20 protein-coding genes are annotated in these 22,458 nt (G+C 44.2%); 8 read left to right on the plus strand and 12 right to left on the minus strand.

Translation table 11 applies throughout. The annotated features are described in order from the left end of the window. Positions 1-287: 287 nt before the first annotated feature. Complete coding sequence (locus JJU34_RS06325; protein WP_228691486.1) at positions 288-497, plus strand: hypothetical protein; 210 nt, start codon at positions 288-290, stop codon at positions 495-497. 59 nt (positions 498-556) lie between these two features. After that, a complete protein-coding gene (locus tag JJU34_RS06330; RefSeq protein WP_228691487.1) occupies positions 557-1,702 on the plus strand; it encodes a DUF4221 family protein in 1,146 nt (381 codons plus the stop codon). Between the two features lie 104 nt (positions 1,703-1,806). On the opposite strand, the gene JJU34_RS06335 is transcribed toward JJU34_RS06330, so the two are convergent. Beyond that, positions 1,807-2,115: a DUF4221 family protein gene (locus tag JJU34_RS06335; RefSeq protein ID WP_228691488.1), complete on the minus strand. Its 309-nt coding sequence runs from the start codon at positions 2,113-2,115 to the stop codon at positions 1,807-1,809. A 443-nt stretch (positions 2,116-2,558) separates the two neighbouring features. On the opposite strand from JJU34_RS06335, the gene JJU34_RS06340 reads away from it, so the two are divergent. From JJU34_RS06340 to kdsB, 5 genes are all read left to right on the plus strand, one after another. After that, positions 2,559-3,980 carry a glycoside hydrolase family 97 N-terminal domain-containing protein gene (locus JJU34_RS06340; protein ID WP_228691489.1) on the plus strand — a complete coding sequence of 474 codons (1,422 nt, stop codon included), beginning with the start codon at positions 2,559-2,561 and terminating at the stop codon, positions 3,978-3,980. Between the two features lie 29 nt (positions 3,981-4,009). Beyond that, positions 4,010-4,468 (plus strand): glycoside hydrolase family 97 C-terminal domain-containing protein, encoded by a 459-nt coding sequence (locus JJU34_RS06345; protein ID WP_228691490.1) that lies wholly within the window; start codon positions 4,010-4,012, stop codon positions 4,466-4,468. A gap of 303 nt (positions 4,469-4,771) precedes the next feature. After that, positions 4,772-6,397, plus strand: coding sequence for a sulfatase (locus JJU34_RS06350; protein WP_228691491.1), 1,626 nt, complete (start codon positions 4,772-4,774; stop codon positions 6,395-6,397). Continuing rightward, complete coding sequence (locus JJU34_RS06355) at positions 6,394-8,328, plus strand: sulfatase (protein ID WP_228691492.1); 1,935 nt, start codon at positions 6,394-6,396, stop codon at positions 8,326-8,328. Before JJU34_RS06350 ends, JJU34_RS06355 begins: the two co-directional genes overlap by 4 nt. Positions 8,329-9,466: 1,138 nt before the next feature. Further along, positions 9,467-10,207, plus strand: coding sequence for a 3-deoxy-manno-octulosonate cytidylyltransferase (gene kdsB, locus JJU34_RS06360; protein WP_228691493.1), 741 nt, complete (start codon positions 9,467-9,469; stop codon positions 10,205-10,207). A 1-nt stretch (position 10,208) separates the two neighbouring features. Here kdsB and JJU34_RS06365 read toward each other — a convergent pair whose 3' ends face one another. The 7 genes from JJU34_RS06365 to pdeM all read right to left on the minus strand — a co-directional run bounded on the left by JJU34_RS06365 (position 10,209) and on the right by pdeM (position 15,163). Then, positions 10,209-10,694, minus strand: a complete 486-nt coding sequence (locus JJU34_RS06365) for a hypothetical protein (protein WP_228691494.1) — start codon at positions 10,692-10,694, stop codon at positions 10,209-10,211. 180 nt (positions 10,695-10,874) lie between these two features. Then, the gene (locus JJU34_RS06370; RefSeq protein ID WP_228691495.1) at positions 10,875-11,801 is read right to left on the minus strand and encodes a bifunctional riboflavin kinase/FAD synthetase; all 927 of its coding nucleotides are present in this window, start codon (positions 11,799-11,801) and stop codon (positions 10,875-10,877) included. Continuing rightward, positions 11,788-12,465, minus strand: a complete 678-nt coding sequence (gene truB / locus JJU34_RS06375; protein ID WP_228691496.1) for a tRNA pseudouridine(55) synthase TruB — start codon at positions 12,463-12,465, stop codon at positions 11,788-11,790. The genes JJU34_RS06370 and truB overlap by 14 nt, the downstream gene beginning before the upstream one ends. Then, the gene (locus JJU34_RS06380; RefSeq protein WP_228691497.1) at positions 12,462-13,259 is read right to left on the minus strand and encodes an undecaprenyl-diphosphate phosphatase; all 798 of its coding nucleotides are present in this window, start codon (positions 13,257-13,259) and stop codon (positions 12,462-12,464) included. The genes truB and JJU34_RS06380 overlap by 4 nt, the downstream gene beginning before the upstream one ends. Positions 13,260-13,262: 3 nt before the next feature. Further along, positions 13,263-13,466 carry a DUF3098 domain-containing protein gene (locus JJU34_RS06385; RefSeq protein WP_228691498.1) on the minus strand — a complete coding sequence of 68 codons (204 nt, stop codon included), beginning with the start codon at positions 13,464-13,466 and terminating at the stop codon, positions 13,263-13,265. A 104-nt stretch (positions 13,467-13,570) separates the two neighbouring features. Next, positions 13,571-14,461 (minus strand): permease-like cell division protein FtsX, encoded by an 891-nt coding sequence (locus tag JJU34_RS06390; protein WP_228691499.1) that lies wholly within the window; start codon positions 14,459-14,461, stop codon positions 13,571-13,573. A gap of 24 nt (positions 14,462-14,485) precedes the next feature. Next, positions 14,486-15,163 carry a ligase-associated DNA damage response endonuclease PdeM gene (gene pdeM / locus JJU34_RS06395; protein ID WP_228691500.1) on the minus strand — a complete coding sequence of 226 codons (678 nt, stop codon included), beginning with the start codon at positions 15,161-15,163 and terminating at the stop codon, positions 14,486-14,488. A 231-nt stretch (positions 15,164-15,394) separates the two neighbouring features. Between pdeM and JJU34_RS06400 the strand changes: the two genes are divergently transcribed. After that, a complete protein-coding gene (locus JJU34_RS06400; protein ID WP_228691501.1) occupies positions 15,395-17,236 on the plus strand; it encodes a CocE/NonD family hydrolase in 1,842 nt (613 codons plus the stop codon). A gap of 112 nt (positions 17,237-17,348) precedes the next feature. Here JJU34_RS06400 and surE read toward each other — a convergent pair whose 3' ends face one another. From surE to dnaG, 4 genes are all read right to left on the minus strand, one after another. Then, positions 17,349-18,137 carry a 5'/3'-nucleotidase SurE gene (surE, locus tag JJU34_RS06405; protein ID WP_228691502.1) on the minus strand — a complete coding sequence of 263 codons (789 nt, stop codon included), beginning with the start codon at positions 18,135-18,137 and terminating at the stop codon, positions 17,349-17,351. Beyond that, positions 18,138-18,788, minus strand: a complete 651-nt coding sequence (locus JJU34_RS06410) for a hypothetical protein (RefSeq protein ID WP_366512676.1) — start codon at positions 18,786-18,788, stop codon at positions 18,138-18,140. A 216-nt stretch (positions 18,789-19,004) separates the two neighbouring features. Continuing rightward, positions 19,005-20,237, minus strand: coding sequence for a bifunctional 3,4-dihydroxy-2-butanone-4-phosphate synthase/GTP cyclohydrolase II (locus JJU34_RS06415; RefSeq protein ID WP_228691503.1), 1,233 nt, complete (start codon positions 20,235-20,237; stop codon positions 19,005-19,007). A 186-nt stretch (positions 20,238-20,423) separates the two neighbouring features. Next, complete coding sequence (dnaG, locus tag JJU34_RS06420) at positions 20,424-22,349, minus strand: DNA primase (protein WP_228691504.1); 1,926 nt, start codon at positions 22,347-22,349, stop codon at positions 20,424-20,426. Positions 22,350-22,458: the final 109 nt, after the last annotated feature.

Raw genomic sequence — 22,458 nt, forward strand, 5'->3', positions numbered from 1 at the left:
ATTCACAAGTCCAATTGGGCTTTTACAGGTGTGGATGCCTCACCCACCAAATCATATATTGTGGAAAATTCGGAAGTTGAAAATTTATTGATTTCGCAGACTTTACATCTCATCGTTAAATATCTTAAATTTTTAATACACCATTTATGACAGATTTTTAAAAATTTACTTTTTATTGTAACTGGTGTTTTATATGATGTAAATAAATTATCGTAAAATAATTTGGAAATGTTATCTTTTTTTTTATATCTTAGGCAAATCATTATAAACCTCAAAATAATACTATTATGAAAAAGTACTTTAAAAAGCCAGTTCTTTTATTGGGATCGTTGGCAGCCGTGGTAGGTTTAACTTTATCTACAAACTCAAATAGGAGTGCAATTGCTCAAAATGATGTGCCTTGGTGCGATTGGATTAATAATCCAAATGATCCAAGTCAGGACGGTTGTAAGCAACCCATTACTACAGTTTCATGTATCTGCGAATCAGGCTGTTAAATGATAGACTACAGTCATTATTTAATTATGGCTGTAGTCTTAATTATTTCCATTTTACGATGAGAAATATTATTTTTGTATTGTTTATTACTTTTTTTTGTTCCTGCGAAGGGACAAAAAGTAATCAAATTTTAGATTTTAAAATTGTAGATGTATTGGAGGTTATACCTGAAGTAATGCTGTCTCCAAATCCTGCACAAATTAGATTAATCGAATCAGATTCTGGTAGGTTTATTTTTGTACTAAGTCATATTTCCAAAAATTTTAATATTTTTAATTTAGAGAATGGAAAATTAGTAAAGGAAATAATCCTTGATTATGATGGGCCAAATAGTGTGCGGAATTTTACAGGTGTTGGAAATTTAGAAAACAACAGGATTTGGCTTACTTTTTCTCCACATGCAATAGGTTACACCGATTTTGACGGTAATTTATTATTTAAAAGGAGTATTAAATTAGACCTAATTGATATTACGGTAGTATATTCAAATTTTTATCAATCATTATACTTGTACCGAAATAAAGTATTTGGAATGCAGCCGCTATTTATGGGTCACCATAAGATGTCAGAATCTGATATAATGAGACATCCTTTGGTATATAGTTTTGACTTGATTTTAAATAAAGAAAAGTGGTATGATGTTTTTTATTCTCAAAATTATTGGAGTAAAGGAAAGAAGCTTTCCAATTTTTCATGGGCCAGAAGAGAAAATAAGTTATACATTTCACCTTGGTACGACCATGAAATTCAGGTTTTTAATATGGAAACAGAAGTAGTAGAGGAGAAAGTGATCGCCAAATCAGACAAAATAAATAATTTCTATTATGTGAATGAGATACCTGGTAGCAATGAAGAGGGTTTACGCAATCGAATAAAGCATGATTTGTATGGAATTTTATTGTATGATAAGTATAGAGATTGCTTCTATAGATTTTTTTTCCCAGGATACGAAGACGATGAGCAATATTCGATGGAAGATTTATGGAGATTGGATAGATCCCGTCCTTATACGGGGATTATGGTTTTGGATAAGGATTTGAATGTGGTGGGAGAATTTGTTTTTGAAAAGTTTCAGATTCACGCTACTTCTAATATGTTTGTCGGGGAAAGGGGATTATACCTATCTTTGAATAACGAAAACAGTCCAGATTTTAATGAGGAGAGCTTAAGATATTTAGTGGTACAGTTTGATAAGCAGGAATGACCATTATATGAATAAAGAAGGTAGCAATCGATTGGTTTTTGTTGATGTATCGAAAATATTCACTTTTCTCTCAATCTATCGTTATTCTCACGATCCCCAACTCATCATACATTATAGGATCCCATTCCATTGGGGCCTTCTTTTTCAAACTGCAACATCTCCTCCAATTCGAAATTCTCCAGGTTGATCTTATCGAATTTCGCTTGTCCATGGGTATAATGGTAAAGGTATTTACCGTCTGGGGAAAGCTCGGGATTGGTAAGCCCATACCTCAGGTTGATGATGCCCCCTTTTGGATCAATCATTACGGTATCCTGGCTTAACAAAAAACCCAAATCGCTTTCGGATGAAGACTTGTTTTCTGAGCAGCTTAAAAGAATAAACAAGGCGCATATGACTGTAAAATTTTTCATGTTTTATTACATTTGGGTCTTCAAAATGATTATCGTTTTTTATTCTGACAATTAATTTACTGTATAACAATCATTTAAAGCTACATAGATTTACAGTTTAAATTAACCCTATTCAAAGAGGTTTAACTTTTTTTAGATAATTTTAACAAATAACCTTCAAATTTTTTGTAAACTTGGTTAAAGATTGTAAAGTTAAATTCAAGCTCATTTTGTCCCTTAAACGGAAATTTGCATTTTCCACACCCAATATCTTTCCGTCTAGCATTACAAATGATACATTTCAAAACCACACTGTTCTTTCTATTGGGCTATCAAGTGATTTGCTCAACCCTTCCTGCACAACAGACACCCTCCTCCAATCGCCCTGTTCATTCGGATGCCCGACAAGCGGAGGGCATTTTGTTAAATAATTTGATGCGTAGCTGTTATAAAATAAAACACAGATGATTCCATTGAAAAATAACATATGTTGGATTTTTATCCTGGCACTTTCTATAACAGGTTGCAAAAAGAACATTGATAAAGTTAAGTTAAGCAGCCCGGATAATTTGTACACGTTTAACCTCGATGTAAAAGATGATTTTGCCTACTCCATTAACTGGAAAGACCTATCAATTATCGAAAAGTCAGCTTTAGGTTTTAAACTAAACGATGGTACAATACTACCGGACAGTGTGACGCTTGTGAAAATCGAAAAGGCATCCCATAATACAACCTGGAAACCTGTTTATGGCGAAAAAAGTGTGTATAACGACCATTATAACGAGATCGTCGTTCACCTGAAAAGTACCGGTTGGCAGGGAGAATTTGCACTTCGCATTCGTGCCTACAACGAAGGTGTGGCTTTCAGGTATGAGATTAACAGCAACGTGGATTTGCAAATTGATAAAGAATTAACTGAATTTATCTATCCGGTTGATGCAACTATTTGGGTAAGTGCTGCTGCCCAAGGTGAAATTAAAAAACACAGGCTTTCAGCGCTTTCGTTTATTGCGGAACGGCCATTGCTGGCTGAACTTTCGGATTCGGTTTTTACAGCAATTGGTGAAGCTGCTTTGGTGGATTTTGCCCGCATGAAATTTGAAAAGCATGAAAAAAAGGCCAATACACTGCTAGCCTCACTTGAAAAAGGCGATAAAGATCAATACCCTGTCGTTGTTCCCAAGGGTGGTTACAACACGCCATGGCGTTATGTGATGGCGGGTAAAAACACAGCACAGATTTTACAAAATAATTACTTGTTGTTGAACCTGAACGAAGCAAATAAAATTGCGGATGCTTCCTTTATTAAACCCGGGAAAGTGATACGCGAAGTTACCTTAACCACACAGGGAGGAATTGCATGTGTAGATTTTGCCGTAAAACACAACTTACAGTTCGTTGAATTCGATGCCGGTTGGTATGGAAATGAATACGATGATGCATCAGATGCAACAACGGTAACTGTTGATCCTAACCGCTCGCCTGGCCCGCTTGATTTACAAACGGTGATTGACTATGCCAATGATAAGGAGATAGGAATAATCCTCTACGTGAACCGCAGGGCACTGGAAAAACAATTGGATGAGGTTTTACCCTTGCTGAAATCGTGGGGTGTGGCAGGTTTAAAATACGGATTTGTGAATGTAGGTCCGCAAAAGTGGACAAGTTGGCTTCATGACGCCGTAAGGAAAGCCGCCGAACATGAATTAATGGTTGATGTGCATGATGAATACCGGCCTACGGGTTACTCACGCACTTATCCTAATTTAATGACCCAGGAAGGAATTCGGGGCGATGAGGAAAGCACGCCAAATGATGGTGTTATCGCTACCATTTTCACACGGATGATGATCAGACCAATTGTTATTTTGCCCCTCGTGTAACCGAAAAAATGGGATCCCACGCTTCGCAAATGGCAAAGGTAATTTGTATTTATAGTCCCTGGCAATTTCTATTTTGGTATGATAGGCCTGCAGGCGCTCCTTCCAGAACGGGAGGTGCCGGCGGTGCGGAAGGGGCAATTCCTGAAATAGATGACCTGCAATTTTTTGACGATGTGCCAACAGTTTGGGATGATACCAAGATTATTGAAGGTTATCCGGGAAAGTATGTGTCCATTGCACGTAAAAATGGCGATAAATGGTACTTGGGTGCTATTGCCGGGACCGGGGAATACAAGCTTTCCTTAAAACTTGATTTCCTTGATGAGAACACTACCTACAGAGCAACCGTGTATTCTGATGATAAATCCCTAAATACCCGTACCAACGTGCGTATCGAAGATATGGAAGTCAACTTCAAAACTATTTTTGAAAAGAATATCCTAAAACAAAACGGTTTGGCTGTGATTTTTTCTCCAGTAGAGAAGTAACATTTTAAAGTAAACTCCTTACGAAAAGTTACCGTGAAATACACGAGTTGATAGGAGCGTTCAACCAGTAAAAAGTAATTTTTTTACCCCATTCCCTAAAAGATGGTAAAATATATGTTTTGAACAGGTTCAATTTAACTTTTCTATTTGACTTAACGAAAAATTTGTATTTTTATAAATTACCATCTCCTAAATGGCAGACAAGGTATGCTGAGAAGATAGTAGGTAGAAATTAACTTGCTATCTTTTCTTCACTTTCTACTGATTTTTCATCTCTATGTCATTTACCTTCAATACAAAACAATGAAATATATACCTTTCGTAGTAAGCATTTTAATCATTTCCCACTTGACGGGATGCTCAACCGATCCGGAAAAATCCATCGACAAAAAACCCAACATTCTATTTGTCATCAGTGACGACCAATCCTTTGCCCATACAAGTTTTGCGGGAAGTACTTTTGTCAATACCCCCGGATTTGACCGGGTAGCTAGAGAAGGGGTGTATTTTAATCATTGCATGGCAGGATCCCCAGGTTGTGCGCCCTCTCGAAGTGCCATTGTCACCGGCAGGTACCATTGGCAAAATGAACAAGCGGGCCAACATGCCGCTCCCTGGCTGAAAAAGGTTGTGCCCTTTGTCGATATGCTTGACGGCAATGGGTACATCACGGGAAGAACCGGCAAAGGCGTTTCTCCATTCCGATATGCCCGGGATGAGAATGATTCCCTTTGGAGGGAAACGGATGCCGCGGGAATTACCCATTCCAATATCCGCTACGAGGCAGGTAATGACCCAAGACCAGCCAATAAAATCAGCGATTTGAATTATTTTGAAAACTTCAAGTACTTTATGGACAGTGTCCGCTCCGACCAGCCCTTTTTCTTCTGGTATGGTGCCACGGAGCCACACCGGGACTATGAAAAGGATTCGTGGAAACGAACAAATAAAAAGTTAAGTGATGTGCAGGTTCCTGGTTTCTTCCCCGACCATGATATCGTTCGTGGGGATATGCTGGATTATGCCGTGGAAATTGAATGGTTTGACCATCAACTGGAATTGATGCTGAATTACCTGGAGGAAATTGGGGAGCTTGAAAATACCATCATCATCGTGACAGCCGATAACGGAATGCCCTTCCCAAGAGCCAAAGCCAATAGTTACGACTACGGCGTACATGTGCCTTTTGCGGTAAGGTATCCCAAGGCTTTCCCGGGTGGAAGAAAGGTGGATGATCCTATCAGCTTTTCGGATTTGGCCCCCACGATTTTAGATGTGACAAATACCAGTTCCGCTGGCATGCTGCCCATATCTGGAAGGAGTTTCCGACATCTCCTGGAGTCTGACAAGCAGGGCAAAATTGACGAAAACTTTAACTATGTGTTTTCAGGACGGGAACGGCATTCTTCCTCACGCTATCAAAACTGGGGCTATCCGCAACGAGCCGTACGAAGTGTGGACCATATCCTGATATGGAATGCAAAGCCGGACCGTTGGCCCGCAGGTGATCCCCAGGCAATTAAACCGGGAACGGAAAATGAACTGCTTCCCTTGTATGGGATAGATAAAGATGGCGTTCATCATTCCGATTGGGCCTTTACAGATGTGGATCCCTCTCCGACCAAATCGTATATTATTGAGAATTGGGAAGATGAAGAGGTAAGGCCATTTTTTGATGCAGCCTTTGCCAAAATTCCCGAATATCAACTATTTGACGTAGCTAACGACCCCTACTGTCTTGTTAACCTTGCCGAAGATCCCGATTATATCGGTTTAAAAAATGAAATGCAGGAAGTATTAATGGCGGAGTTAACTGATTCAAAAGACCCCCGGGTGGTAGGACCGGATACCGAAGTGTTTGATTCCTATATCCGCTATAGCCCCATGCGGGAATTTCCCAATCCGGATGAATTATCGATCAACAGATGATACCTAAAATCTACCTGGTATATTCTTTTGTCCTTTTTGCATGTGTCAATGCGGTATTTTCCCAAGAAAATACCGTCTCCGATAAAAGCGAAAAACCCAATATCTTATGGATAACTTGTGAGGACATCAGTCCTTACCTGGGCAGCTATGGTTTTTCGCAGGCATACACCCCCAATTTGGATAAACTGGCCAAAAAATCCATCCAGTTTTCGCATGCCTATGCCAACGCACCCGTCTGTGCCGTGGCACGGGCAACCATTTTGTCGGGCATGTATGCCTCCACCACAGGAACTCATCAAATGCGCAGTAGGGTACAGTTACCCGATGAAATACCCGCCTATCCAAAACTGCTTCGGGAAAACGGGTACTATTGCACCAACAACAGTAAAAAGGATTACAATTCAAACTTTGAAACGGATCCGGACGTATGGGATGAATCCAGTAATCAGGCGCATTACAAAAATAGAACGCCCGGTCAACCCTTTTTCGCCGTATTCAATAATACGGTCACCCATGAAAGCCCGTTAAGCGAGGATAGGATCAACCATTACATCGAAACACAACAAATCCCGGCTAAACCCCGAATAGATCCCAGCGAAATTAATTTGCCTCCTTACCATCCCGATTTGCCTGAAATTAGAAAAGATTGGGCCAGGTTGCATGATCTGATCACGCTTATGGATAAGATGACGGGAGATTTATTGCAGGAACTGGAAGATGAGGGCCGTGCCGACAATACCATCGTTTTCTTTTATTCCGACCATGGAGGCCAATTGTCAAGGTCCAAGCGTTTTATATTTAATGTGGGCACGCAAGTTCCAATGATGATCCACATACCGGAAAAATGGAAGCATCTTTCGCCTAAATCTGACTTCTCTATAGATGAAAGCTTAGTGAGTTTTGTTGATTTGGCCCCGACACTGCTATCCCTTGCGGGTATTGACATTCCTGACATCATGCAGGGAAATAATTTTCTGGATGCGAAAACGAAAAAGCCCTTTATTCACTTTTACCGGGATCGGATGGGAGAGAGGTATGATTTCTCACGTGCGGTTACTGATGGAAAGTTTTATTTTATTAGAAATTTTATGCCACATAGACCCTTGGGAAGGGATTCACGGTACGGTTTTGAGGTACAAGCCAACTGGAGGGCATGGGAAGCGCATCATGAGGCGGGCAAAACCAATGACTTGCAGTCCAAGTTTTTCGAGCCAAAGGAAGCGACGGAACTGTTCGATTCGAAAAAAGACCCTTGGCATGTAGAAAACCTTGTTGCTGATAATGTCCATCGGGATAGAGTTACCCAACTTTCCGAAGAGTTGGATGCTTGGATGATTAAAACCCGGGATGTGGGCTTGATTCCGGAACCCATGTTCCATGAGTTGACAGGGGAGGGGAAAAAGTTTAAGACCATCTATGAGTTTGCCCAAAGCAGGGATGATTATCCAATTGTTGAGATTCTGGAAATCGCCAAATTATCAAGCCTAGGGGCTTCAACGTATCTGTCTGAATATATGGCAGCCATGGATCATGAAAATCCAATTGTCAGGTTTTGGGGGATTTATGGGTTATTCCAAGTCAGGTCCGCCACTGATTCTGTCCAGCAAAAATTAAAGGAATGTATCGGAACGGATCAATTTGCCGCAAATAGGATTTTAGCCGCCCAAGCCTTAGGAGTAAGTGGGGATAGGGAGAAATCATTTAGTACTATTTGGGACGAGGTAAAAAGCACGGACAATGGCTATGTGTTCCTGTTTGGATTAAATGCATTTCAATATAGCCATACAGATGACCAATTAACTTTAAAGGATTGGGAGAATTTTGGCAACCAAAAATTTAAAGAAGGAGACGAGGGAACGTTTTTTGGTTATGGCCAACGGATTATTAAAGATGCCATGACTTTGTACCCAACTAGGAGGATTGTTGATTGATTTGATCTAGACCTTTTTGAAATGATATTTACTTCGTGATATTCGCTATGTGATATTTGCCTTCGGCGATATTGAAATGATATATGCAATGCCTTCGGCGATATAATGGACTAGAGAATCGGGGATGTCATTGACCTTTGGGGTTTTTCAAACCCCGAAGGTCTTTAACTGAAATGGCTCCTCGAAATTTGCAATTTCGATGACAGATAAAAGGAATTTGCAATTCCCATGTCCCGTTACAATGGCTGTAAATCCATTCTATCTGGAATTTTTACCACATAGAAATATAGTTCACATAGATTTTTGAGAGACTGGTCGAAAGGTGTCTAGTAAGAATTTATTTTACAATTCATTTAAAAAGTTAGTTTTAAAATTGTATCTTTATTGAATTCCGGTCAAAGAGGACAAATAATCCGATCAGAATAGGGTCGGAGACTAACGGTTTCAAGGATTGAAAATAAGTAATCATTTTATTAAAAATCAATGCATCCAAAAAGATTTATAAGATTGACTTTCACTGCCACAATTTGGGCGGTTTTAATCGGCTGTGAAAAAGAAACTTCGAAGGGTTCTTTGCGGCTTGTCGAAGTGGGAAAGGAAGTCTTTCCAGCCAAAGATTTTATATTGGTAAATCCATCATCTACCCGTTTGATCGAAACGGATACCAGTCGTCTACTCTTTGCCTATAACCACGTTTCCAAAACGTTTCAGTTTATCGATATGTAAAATGGCAATGTGGAGAAGGAAGTGCCGTTGCGGTTTGAAGAGGAGTAGGCAACGTTTACATACTAATATTTCGAGCTTTGGCCAGCAGGGCGGTGATCAACCCGTTCGGAATTTAATTTTCTAATTTCCCCACAATTACAGTTTTTCCTTGATCTAATTTCGATTTCATTGAATGAGGTTTCCAAATCGCCAAACGTCAACCTAGTCATCACCTATGATCAAGGATATGGCTATCTGGGTTTTACGGGAAATCCCCTAGTGCAACCCCCTGATTTTTTTGGGTACCGGGGTATTTTAGCATCAATTTTGCCTAATTTTGTTCTCCGAAGGAAATTTTGTTGCTATGTCCGGTTTGGTGGAGCTTGTAGCGAATTTCTGAAAAAGGATTGTACCTGCGAAATTTTATATAGAGATGAAAGTTGTAGCCCTGATTCCCGCCCGATTTGGAGCCACCCGTTTTCCCGCAAAGTTAATGGCCGACTTGTACGGCAAGCCGCTGATCGCCCGTACCTACTTAAGTACAGTGGCTACGGGGGTTTTTGACGAGGTGGTCGTGGTGACGGATCACGAGGATATTGCCCGGGTGATCCGGGCAGAAGGCGGGAAGGTCTTTATGAGTCAGCGTGAACACGAAAGTGGCTCGGACCGAATTGCTGAGGCAGCAGCAGAAATGGAAGCCGACGTGGTCGTTAACGTACAGGGAGACGAGCCTTTTCAGGATCAGCTCTCCTTGAAGCAGTTGGTTGATGCCTTTCGGAATGAGGATGTTCAGGTGGCTTCTTTGATGACTACCCTATTGGACGGTTCGCAGGTGCAGAACCCGAACACGGTGAAGGTAGTAGTCGACAAAGAAAATTTTTCGCTGTACTTTAGCCGTTCACCTATCCCCTTTATCAGAGAATCTCCTGCGAAAGTGAATTTTTACCGGCATATCGGCATTTATGCCTATCGAAAGAACCTTCTGATGGCTTTTACGCAATGGGATAAGTCAGGCTTGGAACGCACGGAAATGTTGGAGCAGCTTCGGCTACTAGAGAACGGCGTTCGTATCAAGATGGTGCATACCGATCATCAAGCTGTTGCTATCGACACTCCAGAGGACCTGGACAAGGCCAAAAGCTACTTCTTGGCCCATTTTAGGCACTTGCTTTAAGCTAGAAGCGTACCGGTGAACTGCGGACCAGAGGTTCTTGTATACGGATAAATCCTTCACCTTCCTTTGCATGGCAAGCATTACAACCCAGCGTGAGGACTTGGAATCCTTCATCAAAGACGGCCTTTTCGCCACTTTCAATAGCTTTCTCCACGTTGGGTAAGGTCGTTTCCAAAAAGTCTTTTGCGGATGCTGCCCGTACGGGACGGCGAGTTAGTCCATCTTCCAGTGCTTCGATCAGGTGCTCTAACTGATGTTCCGCGTACTTCCAGTTTTCATCTTCTCCAGCCCAATAAAGCTCGCTGTAGCGGTAGCTTACTTCTACCATGGTGCGGCTAAATCCCCCAAGTTGATGGGCCACTTCTTCTAATTTTTGTTCATCTGTCCCTTTTAGCCAACCGTCCGTTCCTAGCTCGGAGTAGGTGTTTGATCGGTGGTTACAGGCAAGTAGACCTGCTGCAAGGAAAATGACTAGTAGCTTTTGCATATAAGATAGATCGATACGTTCTCCGGAAAGATAGCGAATTTGGGAGAATTTTAACGGATGCCTTCGGCAATAAATTTGCTCAAGACGGGGGACGTGGTTTTTTCACGGGGTCGAGGCTTGGTGGATGATGTAGCTTTGTAAACAATGCACCTGCCAACCATTTTCAATTTTCAACCACCCTCATTGAAAGAAATCCAACACCGCTTGCTTGTCGCTATTCAACTGATCAGTGAGCTGCTGTAGATTGTTGAACTTTCGTTCTTCGCGGAGGTATTGATGAAAGTGTAATTCCAGCTCCTCCCCATACAAGTCCCCCGAAAAGTCGATTAAATGTACTTCAACGGTTTTGTTGACTCCCTGAAGGGTAGGGCGGTTGCCAATATTCAGCATGCCGCGGTACGCCTTATTTCCATGCAGGACACTCACCACGTAAGCCCCGTCTGTAGGGATAAGCTTGTGGGCTTCGCCGATCTCAAGGTTGGCGGTAGGAAAGCCGATTTTCCGCCCCAGCTGATTGCCAGAGACTACCTGACCTGTCAATTCGTAGGGTCTGCCCAAAAAGCTACTGGCGGTTTCCAGGTCGCCTGCCTCTAGTGCCTGACGTATTTTGGTACTGCTGATGCCGATATGGTCGATATCTTCTCGCGAGATTTCCTCCAGTTCAAAGCCAAACCTACTTTGGTTGGCCTGTAAATAATCAAATCCTCCTTCCCGTCCTTTGCCAAAGCGGTGATCATAGCCAATGACCAATTTCCGTGTACCAATCTTTTCGAGCAGGATGTGCTGAATAAACTCTTCAGAACTCGTGGCGGCAAAGCTCTCGGTAAAAGGGATGCTGACCAAGTGGTCAATGCCAAAACGGGCTAGCAGCCGTTGCTTTTCCTCTTGTGTGGAGAGAAGCTTGATCTGATGGTGGTCAGGTCTCAGGACCATACGGGGGTGTGGCCAGAAGGTCAGCAACACAGACTCTCCATCGGTCTCACTGGCAAGTTCCCGGACTCGGTTAAGGATCTTTTGGTGGCCTAGGTGTACCCCGTCAAAAGTTCCGATGGTCACTACGGGTTGTTGGATGGCAGGAAGGTGATCTAAATCCTTATGGATTTTCATGCTGCGCTTGTTTCAATTTTTCGATCAGGTCTGGAAGTTGTTCCGCGTCTTTTAACCGGAAATCACCGATCCGGGTTCGAACCAGTCTGGAAAGGTAAGCGCCAACGCCTAGTAGTTCACCAAAATCACGGGCAAGGCTGCGGATGTAGGTGCCTTTGGAACAGACTATTCGAAAGTGTACCTCCGGTAGGGATACTGCTGTAATCTCAAATTCACTGACTGTGATCGGTCTAGGATCAATTACTAAAGTCTGCCCACTCCGTGCCGCTATGTAGGCTCTTTTTCCGTCTTTTTTGATGGCTGAGTGTATGGGCGGTACCTGCATCAGATCTCCGGTAAGCTGTCGGCTTGCTTCATGTAGCTGTTCGTTCAGGAGGTGTCTCGGATCTGCTACATCCACAACTTCCTGTTCCAAGTCAAAGGATTCGGTAGTTTGTCCTAGCACAAAAGTTCCCTCGTATTCTTTTTCCTGACTTTGGAAGCGGTTGATCTGCTTGGTCATTTTGCCTGCGCATACAATCAATAGCCCGGTTGCCAAAGGGTCTAAGGTGCCCGCATGCCCTACCTTTTTGATTTTAAGCGCATTGCGAACCTTTTTAACCACATCAAACGAGGTCCAGGTGTATGGTTTATCGATTAAATAGACGGTTCCTTCCTCTGTCATGACGTCATCAGCCCTCCAATAATGGCAATCAGCCCCACGATGAGGCAATACACGGCAAAGATGGTGAGTTTACTCTTTTTTACCAGTTGGATCATCCAGGAACAGGCAAAAAGCCCGGCCACAAAGGCCGCCACAAAAGCGATGGCCATTACGCCGAAGTTTTCGCTCTCGTATGTCAATGCGCCGTCCAAGATGTCTTTGCCAATCTTACCGATGATAAGGGGTAGCACCATCAAAAAGGAAAAACGGGCGGCTTTCTCTTTGTCGATACCAAGCAAAACCGAAGTAGAAATAGTAGCTCCGGACCGGGAGATGCCAGGTAACATGGCGACCGCCTGCGCAAATCCAACGATTATTGCCTGCCCGGTGGAAACAGGTTTGCCCGTATTTTTGGCCTTGTCTGCCAAAAATAGCAACAGAGCAGTGACTAGAAGCATACTACCTACTAAGATAATCTTTCCTCCAAACATTTGCTCCAGCTCCTCTTCAAAAAACAGCCCAATGATCACCGCTGGAATCATGGAAAGGATGATTTTTACCGAGAATTGGGCCTCTTCGTTCCACTGAAATTTCAGCAATCCCTGTAGGATGTGCAAAATATCTTTTCTAAAGACAACAATCGTACTCATGGCAGTGGCAAAATGAACCACTACGGTAAATAGAAGACTTTCCTCTGGCAGGGAGGTACTTCCCAACAACACAGACGCAATCTCTAGGTGGCCACTGGAAGAAACGGGCAAAAATTCGGTCAACCCCTGGACAATGCCCAGGATGATGGCTTCAAATGTGGTCATGGATTAGTTTTTGGATTGGTGAAAAATAGCGTAAAACTGGAACATGAAGCCTCCTAAGGTGATGATAGGGCCAAGGGTGAGTCCCATGAATCCAAAACCGTGGGGCTCGCCATCCAGCCCAATGATCGTAAACCCTGCAATTATCATAGCTAAGCCGATGAGCATCAATTGGTAGTTTTTATGTTTAAAGGGAAAAGAGCTTTTCATTTTTGTACGTGTGTTAGGTTGGTCTAATGCCCGCTCATATTGACGGACCTTGTGATGGTTGCCGGATCTACGTGTCTGCCTATAGCAGGGTCACGGATTGGCATTTAGTAAAGTTCATCCAGCGACATATTCAAATACTTATTTACCGACTTCAGGGTGCTCAATAAGGAGAGTATGGCTCCCAAGAATATAAGACCCACAAACAACAGCAGTAGCCATTCCAGATTGTAGAGAAGGTTAAACCCTTCGATCATCTGACGTCCATATTCCATCAGCCCAAACAGCATGGCCGAAGCCAATAGGCCTCCAATCGCTCCAAAGAAAAACGACCTCCATAGAAATGGCTTGCGAATAAAGCCTTTGGTGGCACCCACCAGTTGCATGCTGCGGATCAGAAAACGTTGTGAAAAAAGGGCTAGCCGTATCGTATTATTGATCAGAATGACGACCGTAACTAGAAGTATGAGTACAAAAGCGCCCAGAACCATGCTGACTTTCACGAGGTTTTTATTGATAGACTCGACTAGGTCGTGCATATAGGTGACCTCAAAAACCCCCTCCATAAGTTGCAGCTCGAGTACGATGTCTTCTAGCAGTTCAGCGGTTTGGTAGGACTCTTCTACGGAAAACGTAAAAGTGTCTCGCAGAGGATTTTCGTTGAGAAACAGGGTAAAGTCCTCACCAATCTCGGCCGTGAATACCTCTGCGGCGGCTGTTTTGGAAATGTAAGTAAACCTTCGTTCTCCGTCTTTCTCCAGGATGTATGGCTTGGACCGGATGGTATTTTCCAGTTTTTTGATGTCTGAATCGGATATGTTTTTATTTAAAAATACCTGTATTTCGATATTTTCACGAATCAGCGAGGTGAGTGCTTTGGCTTGCAACAGGATCAGCCCCACTAGACCGGTGATAAACAGGGAGAGGGTAATGCTAAAGAGAACGCTGCCGAATTTATAGCTGCCCAAGTTTGTCTTTTTGCGCGGAGCCTTTACCATTTTTATTCCAAATTAGAGTCAAAATTAACGAGCGGAAGCTACTAAACCAACCCTATCTTCCAAATTCATGGGAATTACTTTGGTTGGTGTTACCAGATATACCCTATCTTCCGGCTCTGGTAGTAGGTTAAACAACCCCGTAAAGGCACCAAATGCCGGCATCACAAGGGTGTTTTTACGAAATAAAAAGCAGGGAATTTTCAATCGTTGACGTCCTTTGCCTCGTAAAGTAACTCCGGGATGGATGTGCCCGCAGATCTGAATGGGCTGACTCGGTAACTCGGGCAGTGGTTCATGGTTTAGAAGTATACTTTCCAATGCGAATGAACCGCTGTGCACTTGCAGGACGGAAGATTGGTATACCGCATCGGGTAGGATATCATGGTTTCCTCTGACTAGGTGAAAGACCGTTTCCGGAAATTGCTTTAGAAAGGTTTCCAGAACATCCCACTGAGAGTTCCACTCGCTATGAAATAAATCTCCCAAAAAAAAGACCTGCTTCGGTTGGTAGGTGGCTAGAAGTTGTTCCAATACGCGGTAATCTGCCTCATGCACTGACTCTGATATGGGAATGCCAGCTTTTCGAAAGTGGCCGGCCTTTCCAAAATGGATGTCAGACAACAACAAAGAACCTAGAGAGGCAATCCATATGGCTTTTTCTTTGAGTAACTCTAGTCGGATGTCTCCAATTTGTAGGTGCATGAGATCGCTTTTCGGCCATTCAATTGATTGGGTGAAACTACAAAATCTTTGCAGGAAAATCTCCCGTAACTGGTGCGAATTGACATAAATTAACGAACTGACAGCCTTTTGGGGTTGTCTGTGAGCCTTTCGTGTAGTTTCGTCGATTTTTGGTCAAGTAGACGTTGAAAATGAAGGAAAGAATGGATAGCTTGTATACGGTTAATTCATCCATCAAACTATTCTATGTGTATGTCAGCACCCCATAACCTCTCAATTGCCCGCCTTACCCTTTCTTATCGGTATTTTAGATCCTGTTTGCTCTTATTGGTATTGGTTGGATTAGGCTCCTTTTCCGAGCCTCTGTCCGTTCCGGAGCCAGACCCTGTGCTGAACGAAATCAAGATTCTCCGTCAGCAAGCTATTCCCATGCGGGACGGCACCATCCTATATGCAGATTTGTATATGCCGAAGAATTCCGGAAGGTACCCTGTCATTGTAACCCGAACGCCCTATGGCCTACAGCGGGATAATGTGCACCACGAGCGTATGATCAAGTTTGCGCAGCGGGGCTATGTTGGTATTGTCCAAGATGTCCGTGGCAGGTACGAGAGTGAGGGCAAATGGGAGCCCTTTAGGGACGAAGCAAACGATGGATACGATACCATTGAATGGATCGCCAAGCAGGATTTTTCAAATGGAAAAATTGCCATGCAGGGCGGATCCTATCTTGGCCACAATCAATGGGCGGCAGCGAGTCAATCCCCACCTAGCCTAGATGCGATCTTCCCATCGGTGGCTTCTACCAATCTTTACGCCAATTGGATTACTATGGGAGGGGCCAATCGCCTTAGCTTTAACTATGGATGGGGTGTGGTGCGCATGCCCAACCGCATCATGTTGCCTCAATACTGGCATACGGCGGCTTACACTCCGGAGGAACTCCGCTACGATAATATCCTGATGCACCTGCCCCTAAAAGACGGGGACTTGCAGAGTGCCGGCTATGCCGTGCAGCATTACCGCGATTGGTTAGCCCACGAAAGCTACGATGATTATTGGAAATCGATCAGTGATGAAGAACGGTTTGAAAAGGTGATGGTACCAGCCTATAATACCGGAGGATGGTTCGATATTTTTCTAATGGGTACGCTCAACGGCTATATGGGCATGAAGCAACGGGGAGGCACACCGGAGGCCCGAAAAGGAACCAAATTGTTGGTAGGTCCTTGGGGTCACGGACCGGGAACGAAATTTGGGGACTTGGATTTTGGTGCTCATGCCTTTGTGGATCTATATGAAGAAGAGCTTCGTTATTATGATTATCACCTAAAAGGTATCCAAAACGGTATAGATAAGGAAAAACCTGTTCGGATTTTTTACATGGGTGAAAATCAATGGCGACACGAGGATGATTGGCCTATTCCGCGCACCAGCTACCGGGAATTGTATCTTACCGGAGTAAGTCCTGCAAATACCTTGAGGGGAGGGGGGAAATTAAGCTTTGAAAAACCATCCCGTGCCGGTACAGATACCTATACCTACGACCCCAATCATCCGGTGATGACTTATGGAGGTAATAACTGCTGCGGGACGCCAACAGTTGCGGGACCCAAAGATCAGCGGGACATTGAGAGGCGAAACGATGTATTGGTATATACCTCTGACCACCTCACCGAGCCCTTGACGGTAGCGGGTCCTATCAAGATGAAGCTGCATGCGGCTACAGACGGTCCCGACACAGATTGGATGATCAAACTAATCGATGTATATCCCGACGGCAGTGCATATCCCGTTTCCGAAGGTATTCTTCGGGCCAAGTTTAAGGATGGGCTGGATAAGATCAGTCTATTGACACCCAATCAAGTGTATGAATTTGACATAGAGATGATGGGTACTGCGAATGTGTTTCGACCAGGTCACCGTATACGGATCGACATCACTTCCAGTAACTTTCCACAGTTTGACCGGAATCCCAATACCGGTAAGCCATTGGGCACCGATGCCGAGACCCGGGTGGCGCAGCAAACTATCCACCACGGAGGTGCCAGACCCAGCCACATCGTACTACCAATCGTGCGGGGGTTTGAATGAGTGATTCAAAATCTCCATGCAGCTACATTCTGTTTGGAAGATTGGGTGATACTCAAAGCAAGAGGGGCTGTTTTCTCAATCGAAGCAGCCCCTCTTACTATCCTGTTTTAACCTAAATATTTTTTAGTTTTTCCCAATCCCAATCGTTGTTGAGTTGGGAAATGGCGTGGTGGGCGGTTAGATCAAATTGGCAGGGAACCACGGAGACAAAGTTGTTGGCGATGGCCCATTCATCGTTGTCCTCACCTTTGTCGAAGTTCACAAAGTTACCAGCCATCCAAAAGTACTTGCGGCCATTGGGATCAAACCGTTCGTCGAAATCTTCCTGCCATTTGGCACGAGCCTGCCTACAGATCTTGATTCCCTTTAACGGCTCATTCCGTTTGGGAGGGAAGTTAACATTTAAGGCCACACCTTTCGGAATACCATTATGCAGCACCTGTTCGGCAATAGACTTCACAAAGTCTTCGACATGCGAAAAATCCGCCTTGGAGCTGTAGTCACACAGACTGAATCCGATGGATGGTAATCCTTCGATGGCCCCCTCGATGGCTGCCGACATAGTGCCGGAATAGAGAACGCTGATGGAGGTATTGCTTCCGTGATTGATACCACTCACCACTAGATCCGGTTTTTTTTCTTTCAGCACATAGTGTTTAGCCAATTTGACACAGTCCGCAGGGGTACCACTGGACTTGTAGGCGACCACGTCCTGAAAAATCTCCTCCTCGGAAAGCCGAAGGGTGTTTCCAATGGTGATGGCATGTCCCATCCCTGACTGGGGACTGTCTGGTGCCACAACCACCACTTCGCCCAGGTCTTTCATGATATCTACCAGCACGCGGATGCCTCGGGAGGTAATTCCGTCGTCGTTGGAAACTAAAATAAGGGGTTTATTCATTTACGAGTTTGGTTGTTTCAGTTGGTTGTAATAGGCTGTAATCCGTAGTAGATCTCCCCGCTTATCGTGCGAAAGGCGGTTTTTTCGCATATACAGCCTAACTTCCGATGAGCGATCATCCATCAGGTCAAATAGGTCTCTCTTTTTTTGACTATATTTTTGGATACCGCTATCGGCCAAAAAATAGTAATCAAAAGCCAGTCGATTAAAGCCCATCATTGGAGGTCCCCACATCGGACCCATGTACATTCCTCGCATGCCCATGCCGTTCATGCCCCGGTTATCCACCGTGATATATTCTCTACAAAGCAGTGTAACTTCCTGTCCCTCGACGAGCAATTCGAAAAACATAGGTACTTTATAGTCAGAAGTTGCAGCATAGGGTAGGGAGTAAAATACCCGGATACCTCCGTAGTATTCGTCGAAAATCTCAAAGCGGGTTACGGATACTGCCCCGTAGGTTTCCACCGATTCGGTGGCCACAGTTACGATGTTGTTGTCTAGGTCGTATTTTACCTTTCCCTCCACCAGTTCGCCGCTTTCTAGAAATACTTTTCCATTATGCCATACTTGAGATGGAAACTCTTGAGCGTGAGCATCGATTATCCATATCAAGCCAATTATCCATGCAAATAAGATCTTGTTCATCATGTTGTCACTTAATTTGGTCTCTGGTACTAGTACGGAAATTTTTAGCCAAATGTTGAAAGTCGGCTTTTCTGGTCATCGATTTTTTTGAAAAGACTAATCTATACGTTTAAAAACCAGAGCGAGGAAGAAGGCCGAAGATACCTGCTCTCATTCTACTTCCGAATACAATAGTGATAATTTTAAGGATCTATTTATCAGGGAGTTGTGGTGTTTTTCTTAAAATTTGGTGTTGTCTCTGCGTAGTATGGTATGTCCCATTTTGTCCTTTTTCGTCTGTAGATAGCGTTCGTTATGGGGGTTGGGGTTTATTTCCAGCGGAACGGTGTCTACAATTTCCAGTCCATAACCCAATAGACCTGCCCGTTTGGTAGGATTGTTGGAAATGAGCCGGATTTTAGAGATGCCTAAGTCCCGAAGTATCTGTGCTCCTACACCATAGTCCCGCTTGTCCATCGGAAATCCTAGGGCTATATTTGCCTGCACGGTGTCCATACCCTCTTCCTGCAATTTGTAGGCTTTGAGTTTGTTGACCAACCCGATTCCCCGGCCCTCCTGATTCATGTACAATACAACTCCCTTACCTTCGTTTTCCACTATTTCCATGGCTCTATGTAGTTGGGGGCCGCAATCGCAGCGGCAGGAACCAAAGATATCTCCTGTCACACAAGAGGAGTGCACACGCACCAGCACCTCTTCGTCTTTTTCCCACTTGCCCTTGATCAGCGCCATGTGAATTTCTTTCGTATTGGTTTGCTCATAAGCAATCAGCTCAAAGTCTCCCCATGCGGTAGGCATATCCACCCCGATTTCTCTGCGAATCAGTGATTCGTTTTTCAATCGGTAGGCTATTAGGTCCTTGATGGAGATGAGCTTGAGATGGAATTTTTGGGCTACCTCAACCAAGTCTGGCAATCGGGCCATGGTACCGTCCTCATTCATTATTTCTACCAGCACTCCAGCGGGTTTCAATCCGGCCAGCCTGGCTAAGTCAATGGCGGCTTCGGTGTGACCCGTTCTTCGCAGCACACCACCTCGCTTGGCTTTCAAAGGAAAGATGTGCCCCGGCTTGCCCAATTCGGAGGGTTTGATGGTGGGATCTACCAATGCCCGGATCGTTTTGGCCCGGTCACTGGCTGATATGCCTGTGGTGCATCCATGACCAATCAGGTCGACAGATACCGTAAACGGAGTTTCAAAAACCGCCGTATTGGAGGTTACCATCATTTCCAGACCCAATTCGTCGCAGCGATCTTCAATCAACGGCGCGCAAATGAGCCCTCGACCGTGGGTAGCCATAAAATTGATGATCTCAGGGGTTACCTTCTCTGCCGCACAAATGAAATCCCCCTCATTCTCTCGGTCTTCGTCGTCCACCACAATAACTACCTCTCCGTTTTTTATGGCTTCAATGGCTTTCTCTATGGGATCTAGCGTAATTTCTTCGTTCATATACTTATTGTGTCTATTCAGGGGTCGACGGTTCCCCAAAACGCCTCTTGGGGTGAAAGCCCCAGTGATTTCTATCTTCTATCTATCGGTCTCTCACTTCATCCAGCCCCCATTTTACTGCGGAAGGATGGCAAATCCACCGCAAATTAACGATTTATCGGCGGGACTTTTACGAGAACATTACATTTAGTGGGAGATAACAGTTCCCAGCTGACGGTCTATTTCCACTTGGTATCGTTTGATTTCCATGTAAACCTGCTGTAAATCTGCAATCTCACCGTCTTGGGCAGCTTTGATTTTGTCCAACAGCTCGTTTAGCATTTTTTTCAACACCCTTTTTTTCAGTCGCAGGACACTATCATAGATGGTTTTGGCCAAATTGTCTGCTTCTTTTACCGTGAAAATTTGATGTCGGCTTTCCCAGAGAGAGGAGAGCTCATATTTTTGTGTAATCATGTCTATGAGCTCTTTTTTTAGTTCGCTGTTGGTGGTGTTCAGGAAATATTCGGGGGTAGGAAGAATGCCTCTGCGCAGCGCTTCCCGATAGCTCTCAAACAGGTTTTTGAAAACGGGTGTTTCAAATTGTAGCTCGCTGGTTTCTTCGATAAGGTATTCGCAGACATGCAGCTCTTCCCCGATCTTTTCTACCCCGTAGTTGATCAGTAGCCGTAAAACCTCCCGTTCCTGAGACATCAGTTGCCTTTGGCCGGACTGTTTGGTGTCCATCGGTTCTACCGCGAGTAAATCTTCCGGAAATTGGGTGGGAGGTACCTGCCGGGAAGAGGTATCTCTTTCTTTGGATTTTAACAGCGCTTTGTTTAGCTCCATCAGGATCAAATCCTCCTCCAATTCCATTAGCAGGGAGGCTTCCTTGACATAGAAGTTTTGAAGGATGGGATCGGAGATTTTTGAAATGCTCTGAACGATTTGACGAACGGTTTCAGCCTTTTTGATTGGGTCTGATTTGTCTTCGCTTAGGGAAAGGCCGATTTTGAATTTGATGAAATCCTGGGCTTCGGAGTTCAGGTAGGTGGTAAAGGCTTCTGCACCCACCTTTTGGGCGTAGCTGTCTGGGTCTTCTCCTTCGGGAAAAACTACGGCTTTGACATGAAGGCCACCTTCCAAGAGCATGTCTATTCCACGGAGAGATGCTTTGATGCCCGCAGCGTCACCATCGTACAATACCGTCACATGGTCGGTAAAGCGCTTGATAAGCTTGATTTGGCTTTCTGTCAGAGAAGTACCGGAAGAGGCTACCACATTTTCGATGCCAGCCATATGGAGGGAAAGGACATCTGTGTACCCTTCTACGAGGTAGCAGTTGTCTTTGGATTTGATCGCCTGTTTGGCCTGGAAAATACCATATAGCGTATCACTTTTATGATATACCTCTGTCTCGGGAGAATTGATGTACTTGGGTTGGTTTTTGTCTTTTTTGAGCGTCCGTGCGCCAAACGCGATGGCTTTGCCTCCAACGTTATGTACGGTAAACATCACTCTGCCTCTAAACCGGTCGTAATAGTTGCCTGATTGGTTTTCACGCTCTAAGATTAGACCGGCTTTAAGCAGTTCTGTAGTAGTAAATCCAGCGGTTTTGGCGGCTTTTAGCAGGTGATCCCAGCTTTCGATGGAATACCCAAGGTCAAATTTGTCGATGATCTGCCGGTTGAATCCCCGTTCCCGGAAATAACTTAGTCCGATAGACCTGCCTTCTTCCGTGTCCAGATTTAAGGAGAAATGCTCCTTTGCATAATTCAACACTACGTATTGGCGCTCCTTTTCAGTCAACGCCTGAATTTGCTCGGGAGTTTGGCTTTTCTCCTCTTCAATCTCTATCCCGTATTTTTGTGCGAGGTGCCGGATGGATTCAGCAAATCCTATTCCCTCAATGTCCATGATGAACTGGATGGCGTCACCAGCTTTGCCGCATCCAAAGCATTTGTAAATTTGTTTGCTAGGGGAGACAGAAAAGGACGGACTTTTTTCGTTGTGAAAGGGACAGCAAGCCCAGAGATTTTGGCCCTTTTTTTTCAGCTGCACGTAGTCTCCGACTACTTCTTCGATGTCTGCCCGCTCGCGTACGGATTCGGTCGTGTGATTACTGAAACTCATCTAAAAACATCCCTTATTTGGCGGTAAAGATACAGATTTTATTCCCGAATCTAAGAGGTATACCGGAGCCTTTGGCAATGTGTGAGATATAGCCTGCTGCCCGGACCAT

The organism is Lunatimonas sp. (assembly GCF_020832325.1).
Lineage (GTDB): Bacteria > Bacteroidota > Bacteroidia > Cytophagales > Cyclobacteriaceae > Lunatimonas.